Source organism: Thiomonas sp. (genome assembly GCF_034007205.1).
In the GTDB taxonomy this organism is placed as follows: Bacteria; Pseudomonadota; Gammaproteobacteria; order Burkholderiales; family Burkholderiaceae_C; genus Thiomonas.
Window position 1 is genome coordinate 1 of the sequence record NZ_JAVERI010000034.1, and the last position, 8,045, is coordinate 8,045.

Sequence of the window (8,045 nt, forward strand, 5' to 3'; positions counted from 1 at the left end):
CGACCACCGACCACCGACCACTGACCACCGACCACCGACCACCGACCACCGACCACCGACCACTGACCACTGACCACTGACCAGGACCCCACCATGAACTCCTCCGTATTGCAAGAAGTCGACGAGCGCTCCAACCTCGCCGGCACCAACAAGTTCGAACTGCTGCTGTTTCGCCTGGGAGAAGAAAACCAATCGTCGCGGCGCGAGCTGTTCGGCATCAATGTGTTCAAGGTGCGCGAGGCGCTGGTGATGCCGCAGGTCACCGTGATGCCCGGCGCACCCGCGCATGTGCTGGGCGTGGCCAATATCCGCGGGCAGATCATTCCGGTAATCGACCTGCCGGGCGTGGTCGGCTGCACTCCCAGGACCGGGCTGAACATCCTGATCGTCACCGAGTACGAGCGCTCGGTGCAGGGCTTCGCCGTGGAAGAGGTCGAGGAAATCGTCCGGCTGGAATGGGGCAAGGTGCTTTCCGCCGAAGCCAACGCCGTGGGCGGCATGGTCACCAGCATCGCCCGGCTGGAAGACGACCAGACCACCCGGCTGGCGCTGGTGCTCGATGTCGAAAAAGTGCTGCGCGACGTGCTGCCCTCGCGGGTGCATGAAGTCAGGGACGACCAACCCGTGGGCACCGCGCTGGGGCTCAAGCCCGGCGCGGTCATCCTCGCCGCCGACGACTCCTTCGTCGCCCGCACCCAGATCGAGAAGACCTTGCAGTCGCTGCACGCCCCCTTCATCAGCACCAAGACCGGCAAGGAGGCTTGGGAGCGCATCCAGGCCCTGGCGCGCGAAGCGAAAGCGGAGGGCAAACGGGTCGAGGACAAGGTGCAGCTCGTGCTGACCGATCTGGAAATGCCCGAGATGGACGGCTTCACCCTCACCCGGAAAATCAAGCAGGACGAGCGCTTCAAGAACATTCCCGTGGTCATCCACTCCTCGCTGTCGGGCTCGGCCAACGAAGACCACGCCCGCAGCGTGGGCGCCGACGCCTATGTGGCCAAGTTCGTCGCCGAGGAACTGGGGCAGACCATCCGCAAGGCGATCGCGGCTCACGCCTGATCGCGGCATTTCCCTGAAAGACCTGACCGATGGATACCCCGACCTTGTCCGATGCCCCCGCCGCAGAGCCGCCTCCAGGCGGGGGCAGCCTCCTCGGGGGGCAGCGAGCGAACGCGAGCGTGGGGGCCAACAATGCCCCCGCCGCCGAGCCACCGGGGGACAGTCATCCCCCTCCCAACCTCCCCCACGCCGTGGGGGAGGAGCAATCGGTCGCTCCCCCACCCCGCGCAGCAGCAGATCAGCCCCCTCTCCCTCCGGGAGAGGGTTGGGGTGAGGGCGCGCGCGGCACCGAGCCACCGGGGGACGTGGGGAGCCCCCTCCCAGCCTCCCCCACGCCATGGGGGAGGAGCGAGCCCGCCGAATTTCTGGAACACCTGCTCAGCCAGCGCCCGGTGGACTTGCGGCAAGCACCGCCGCAAGGCTGCGGCACGGGGCTGGGCGAATTCCTCGCCCTGGTCACGCATCTGGTGGACACCACCACGCACAACGCCACCGGCGTGGCCTATCGCATTGCGCGCATCAGCTTCGAGGCGCGCACCGCCACGCAGGACGCGCAGCGGTACGCCAAGGAGCAGACCGAGCGCATCGACGTCATGGGCGAGAGCCTGGAAAAATTCATTCGCGGCATCAAAGGCGTGCAGGGCCAGACCGAGGCGCTGCGGGCCGATTCGCAGAGCATCACCCTGCTGAGCACCCGCGGGGCGCGCGAGGCGCATGAGGCCAATGCCGTGTTCGAACAACTGGCGCAGACCACGAGCCGAAACCAGACGGAAATCCAGGCGCTGGGCAAGGGTTTTGCGCAGGTCACCGCGGTCACGCAGGTCATCAAGGACATCGCGCAAAAAACCAGCCTGCTCGCGCTCAACGCCAATATCGAAGCCGCGCGCGTGGGCGAGGCCGGGCGCGGCTTTGCCGTCGTGGCCGAAGAAATCCGCAAGCTGGCGATGAACACGCAGCAATCGGTGCAGAGCATCGCCACCTTCGCCGCCGAAGTCAGCCGCAGCCTGCAGGCGGTGACGCAATCGACCGCGCAGTTCGCCACCCAGATGGACAGCGGCAAGGCGCTGGCCACGGCCATGTCGTCCAATTTCCAGGACATCGCCCGCAGCATCGAGGCGATGAACAGCGGCGTGAACCAGGTCCACGCCCAGCTCGGCCACGAGGTGGACGCGGTGCGTGCCATTCAAGGCCAGTTCGCCGCGCTCTCCAGCACGGTGCAGGCCAGCGCCAACCAGACCCTCGCCACCAGCGAGCGCATTGCCGACGAAGTGCAGCAGTCGCTCGATGCCAGCCAGACTCTGTTCGAGGCGGCCACGCAGTTCGTCACCGCCTCCAAGACCAGCCAGGTCATGCGCGACCTCGACGCCGCGTGCGCCGAGATCGAAGCCGCGCTGGCGCAGGCGCTGGCCAGCGGCGCGATAAGCGAAGATGCTCTTTGGGACGAGCAGTACGAACCCGTGCCCGGCACGAATCCGCAGAAATTCCGCACCCGCTTCACCGAATTCGTCAAAACCCGCATCCAGCCCATCGAAGACGCCTGGCTGGGCCAAAGCGAGCACTACCGCTTCGCCCTGCTGGTCGATCGCAACGGCTACGCCGCCGCGCACAACAGCGTGTTCGACCGCCCGCTGACCGGCGACTACGCCACCGACCTGGCGGGCAACCGCTCGATGCGGCTGTTCAACGACCCGGTCGGCCTGGCCGCCGCGCAAAACACCAACCCCTATCTGCTGCAGGTCTATGCCCGCGATACCGGCGAGATCATGCAGGAGCTGTCGCGCCCGGTGAACGTGGGCGGGCGTCACTGGGGCGCGGTGCGGCTGGCGTTTGTTTGAACCCGGATTGTTCGTTAGAACATGGGATGATGGCGCGGCGGGTTGGACACCCCCCTCCCGACCTCCCCCACGAGTGGGGGATGAGCAGATCAGCCCCCTCTCCCCCTGGGAGAGGGTTGGGGTGAGGGCGCGCGCGCCAAGGCAGCGCCCCCGCCGCAGAACCGACTTCAGGCGGGCATCCCCCTCCCAACCTCCCCCAGCAAGTGGGGGAGGTGAGAACAGCGCTTCGCGCTTCCTTCGGATGCCCCTCCCAACCTCCCCCACGCCGTGGGGGAGGAGCAGAGCAGCCCCCTCTCCCCCTGGGAGAGGGTTGGGGTGAGGGCGCGCGCGCCAAGGCAAGGCCCCTCGCCGCAGCCGCCCCGAGAGTCAAGCGCTGATGATTGAGGTGGCGACGAAGCTCCGGTTGAAGTTTGTGACTTTTTTCTCACGTTTGGGCCATGTCTGCAGCCCTGCCCCGCCGACGTAGGCAAGTCGAATGCTGTAATGCCAGTTTGCCGCCGCCTCTCCCTATGCCGCACAACTCCCGTTTCCAGACCGAACGCCGCCGCATTCTGATGGGCGTCATTCTCGCCAACATCGTGCTGGCATTCGCGCTGGGCGCGGTGCTGTGGGCAAGCTGGGAGCGCAACCGCAGCGGCATCGAGCAAATCCTGCAGAGCGAAGCCACGTTCTGGGCCGATGCCATGAACCAGCGTTTCGAGCAGCTTCAGACCACCTGCAGCGTGGCGCAGCGGCAACTGCACGACAACCCCGGCCTGCTCGACGCGCCCGTGCCGTGGATGCGCGAAATGAACGCGCTCATGCCCTTCATCCAGGACGTGACGCTGGTGTCGTCTCGGGGGCAATTGCTCGCGCAGCAACCGGCCCGCTCAGCCCGACCGCCGGCGGCGTCAAACTACGCCTCCCTCCCTGGTTTTGCCCAGGCGCTGCACATGCCGGGGCGCATCCAGATCGGCCTGCCGCAGCCCGATCCGCTGGAGCCCTCAAAACGCATCACCCCGGCACGTTGTGCCCTCACCCTGAGCCCCGACGCGCCGCATCCCGAAGTGATGCTGATTTTCGATGTCGCCCTGCCCGGTGTGCTGAAAGATCTGCAGCATGCGCTGTCGAGCTTCGATGAAAAAGGCCGTTGGGTGCCCGCCGTCGGCCTGCTGCGCGGCGACGGCTATCTGCTCGCGCGTCTGCCCGAGCCGCTGCCGCAAACCCAGGCGGGGCTGGCCCGCGCCCCGGCGCGCGGCGCGCTGGCGAGGCTGATGCGCCAACACCCCGGGCAGACGAGCGGCATCTTTCAGGGGCCGGTGCAGGCGGTCGGCGGCGCGCAGCTCATCGGCGCTTTTCAACGGCTGCGCGGCCTGGACATCGTGGCCTTCGCCAGCCTGCCCGCCAGCGCGCTCGCCGGGCTGTGGTGGCACCAGGCCTGGCCGACGCTGCTCGCCTGGGCGCTGCTCATCGCGCTGCAGATTGTTGGCGGCCTGCGCATCAGCCGCAGTCTGGAACGCCAGCACCGGCTGGCGCAGATCAACGCCGCGCTGGCCGCAGCCAACCAGGTGGTGGCCGAAGCAGCCGACGAAACCGCGCTGTTCCAGCGCATCTGCGAAATCAGCGTGATTGCGGGCGGCATGACGCTGGCCTGGATCGGCCGGCCCGACGCCGGCGGACAGGCGTACGTCGTCGCCGCGGCGGGCCGCACCGGCTATCTCGACGGCCTGCACCTGTGCATCCATGCCGACCAGACCTGCGGCCAGGGCCCTTTCGGCAGCGTCTGGCGCGAGGCGGCACCCGTGTTCGTGCATGACAAACGCTCATTGCAACTGCTGGGGCCCTGGGCCGATCGCATGCAGCGTTTCGGCCTGCGCACCGTGGCGGCGCTGCCGGTGCTGCGGCAGGGGAGAATCAACGCGGTGTTCAGCATCTACCGTGCAAGCACAGGGCGCATCACCCGCGACCAGCGCGGACTGCTCGAAGAGCTCGCCCGCAGCCTGGGCCGCGGGCTCGATCGTCTGCACCTGGCCGAGGCCGAACGCCTGGAGCGCGAAAGCCGTCAGCGCCAGCAGGAACTGGTTCGCTCCATACTGGCGCAGATCGACATCCTGATCAGCGCGCGCCGCGATACCGAAGTGCTGGAGAGCACCTGCACCCGGCTGCTGGAAACCGGCCTGTTCGCCGCGGTGTGGGTGGCGCAGCCCGATGGGCACGAGCGGGTGCATCCGCTCGCCGCCGGGGGCCACGCGCGGGACCTGCTGGCCGCCCAGTCGCCGCCGCTGACGGTCGGCTCGACCATGACCCACGCCCTGGCGCGCGCCTGGCACACTGCGGAGGAGGCGCAAGAGATCGACCCGCAATCGCCCCTGCTGCAACCCTGGGCCGAGTACGCCCTGCCGGGATGGCGCCAGCTCGCCCTGGCCCTGCCGCTGCGCCGAGGCGGCGCGCGCTGGGCGGTGCTGGTGCTGGTGCTGCTCAACCGCGACGATCTTGACGACGGCCTGCATGCCCTGCTGCGCCGGGTGGGCAAGCTGATCGAGCAGGCGCTCGCCGAAATCGACCTCAAGGCCGATCTCGAAGCCGAGCAGGCGCAGCAGCGGCATCTGGCCCGTCACGACGCCCTCACCGGCCTGCCCAACCGCCTGGCCCTCGAACATCACCTGCCGCTGGCGATGGCGCGTGCGCGGCGTCACAAGAACCTGCTGGCCGTGGGGGTGATGGACCTGGACGACTTCAAGCCCGTCAACGACACCCACGGCCATGCCGCGGGCGATGAGCTGCTGCGCCAACTGGCCGAGCGCCTGCGCTCTGCCGTGCGCGAGACCGATCTGGTCGCCCGGCTGGGGGGCGACGAGTTCGTGCTGGTGCTCGAAGACGTGGCGCAGGCCGACGACCTGCCCATCGTGCTCGACCGCATTCACGGCGCCGTCGAAACCCCGTTCGATCTGGGCGACGGCGTGCTGGCCAGGGTGGGCATGAGTCTGGGGCTGACCCTCTACCCGACCGACGATGCACAGCCCGAGGTGCTGCTGCGCCACGCCGACGCCGCGCTGTACGCCAGCAAGGCGCACAAGGCCGACCGCAGCTCCTGGTGGCAGGTCTGGGGCGAAGGCGTGGAGCAGGCCGCAACCCAGCCGGCCGAACTGCCGGTTCCTGTCGATCCGTATGGCGAAGCCGCCAGCCGCCTGCTCGGACTGATCGGCGATGCGCTGCAGCGCAACGCCGCCACCTTCATCGAGCGCTTTTATTCCGCCCTGGGGCAAGACCCCGAGTCGGCCGCGCTGCTCGCCGCCCTGTCCGCGGAAGAATCCGCCCGTCTGCGCCGCCAGCAGCAGGCCCACCTGCTGCAAATCATGCAGCCCGGCCTGTCGGCGCAGACGCATCAGGAAGAAGCGCGGCGCATCGGCGGCATACACGCCCTGGCGGGGGTCGGCGCCGGGGCGCTGGTCAACAGCTTCGGCCGGTATCTGCAAACCCTGCACGACACGCTGCGCGAAGCCCCGGTGCGCGGCGCCGATCGCATGGTGTTGAACCAGGTGGTCACCGAACGGCTGCAGCGCGAAATGCAATGGCAAGGCGATGGCGCGCAGGCGCTGCGCGAGCAGTATCAACAGGCTGTGTACGCGCTGGAGCAGATGCAGCCCGATCTGACGCAATGGGCCGATCTGGCGCGCACCGTGCTCGATTCGGTCGCCGACCTGCCCGGCATCGCCGCCACGGTCCTCTACAAACCCGGCGCGCAGGGCGAGCTGATCCCCGAGTTCACCGCCGGCGCCTTCGACGATTACTGGGATGCGCTGGGGAAGCTGAACATGGCCGCTCTGACCATCGACCCGCAAAGCCCGTTTGGCCAGACCCCGCACCCGCGCTGCTGGCGCAGCGAACAGATCGAGACCAACGTCAGCTATGTCACCGATCCGCGCATGGCGCCCTGGCGCACGGCGGCACACGGCGTGGGCATCCGCAGCTCGGCCGCAGTGCCGGTGAAAGACAGCCGCGGCCGCATGGTGGCCGTGCTGGGTGTGTACGGGCGCTACCCGGGTCAATTCGAGACCCAGAGCATGCACAGCTTCCTGCGCGGCCTCGAACAACTGTTCGAGCGCGGGCTCTACGGCATGATGACCCGCAAGGAAACTGCCCTGCTGTCGGCGCACGACCGCCGCGCCTGGCGCCACCGGCTGTTCAGCGGCGGGCTGGAAATGCACTATCAACCCCTGGTCGATCTGCACAGCGGCCAGCCCACGGCGATGGAGGCGCTGGCCCGGCTGCGGCTCGAAGATGGGCGGCTGATCGGCCCGGGGCAGTTTCTGCCGTCCTTCGGCGCGTCCGAGCTCACTCGCCTGTTCACCCTCGGGCTGGAGCAGGCGCTGGGCCAACTGGCACTATGGGACGCCGTGGACGCTGCCGGGCAGCATCTCGACCTGTCGATCAATCTGCCGCTCGAAGTGATGCTCATGCCCGAAGCGGCAAGCTGGGTGCTTGATGCCCTGCGCACCCGGCGCATCGCGCCCGAGCGGTTGAAGCTGGAAATCCTGGAAGACGCCGATTTCCAGAACGACGCCGAACGCGACCGCGCCGTGCACAGCCTGGCCGCCACAGGCGCGCGGCTGGTCATGGACGATCTGGGCAGCGGCTACAGCAGCCTGCTGCGGCTGCGCACCCTGCCGTTCGACACGGTGAAAATCGATCAGGGACTGGTGCGGCAGATTTCCTCGGAGGCGCAGGCCGATGCCGACGGCATGATCGGCTTCATCGGCGCACTGGTGCACATGACGCAGGCGCTCGGCCTGAAGGTGGTGGTCGAAGGCCTGGAAACCCCGGCGTTGGTGGAAGTCGCCGCCGTACTGGGCGCCGACACCGGGCAGGGCTACGCCCTGGCGCGGCCCATGCCCGCCAGCGAAGTGCCCGCCTGGCTGCAAACCTTTCGCTGGCAGACCCAGTCCTTTGCGCCGCGCACCCATCTGGGCCAACGCGCTCGGCAATGGCTGAGTGAAAATGCGCAGCGCCATCGGGCCGATTGGAATCCGGCCGGGACATTGTGAAGGTAATGTCCCCGGGCGTGGTGTAAGTCTTTGATGCGGTGAGCTGCGAAGGGCGTAGCCCGGAGCAGCTCACCGCACCGGTCGTCCCTGGTGATGGGGGTGGCCATCGTGAAGTCCGGATAAGGTT

The 8,045-nt window shown here is 68.2% G+C and carries 3 protein-coding genes; all 3 read left to right on the forward strand.

Annotated features, from left to right (window positions below; genetic code table 11):
- Window positions 1-93 precede the first annotated feature (93 nt).
- Window positions 94-1,059 carry a chemotaxis protein gene (locus tag RBR52_RS15110; RefSeq protein WP_320378101.1) on the forward strand — a complete coding sequence of 322 codons (966 nt, stop codon included), beginning with the start codon at window positions 94-96 and terminating at the stop codon, window positions 1,057-1,059.
- A gap of 305 nt (window positions 1,060-1,364) precedes the next feature.
- Window positions 1,365-2,894: a methyl-accepting chemotaxis protein gene (locus RBR52_RS15115; RefSeq protein WP_320378102.1), complete on the forward strand. Its 1,530-nt coding sequence runs from the start codon at window positions 1,365-1,367 to the stop codon at window positions 2,892-2,894.
- Between the two features lie 509 nt (window positions 2,895-3,403).
- Window positions 3,404-7,918 (forward strand): EAL domain-containing protein, encoded by a 4,515-nt coding sequence (locus RBR52_RS15120; protein ID WP_320378103.1) that lies wholly within the window; start codon window positions 3,404-3,406, stop codon window positions 7,916-7,918.
- Window positions 7,919-8,045: the final 127 nt, after the last annotated feature.

Bases quoted from the DNA above. Each gene is read 5' to 3' on its own strand.
- RBR52_RS15120 (WP_320378103.1), top strand. From the start codon at position 3,404: ATGCCGCACAACTCCCGTTTCCAGACCGAACGCCGCCGCATTCTGATG.
- RBR52_RS15110 (WP_320378101.1), top strand. From the start codon at position 94: ATGAACTCCTCCGTATTGCAAGAAGTCGACGAGCGCTCCAACCTCGCC.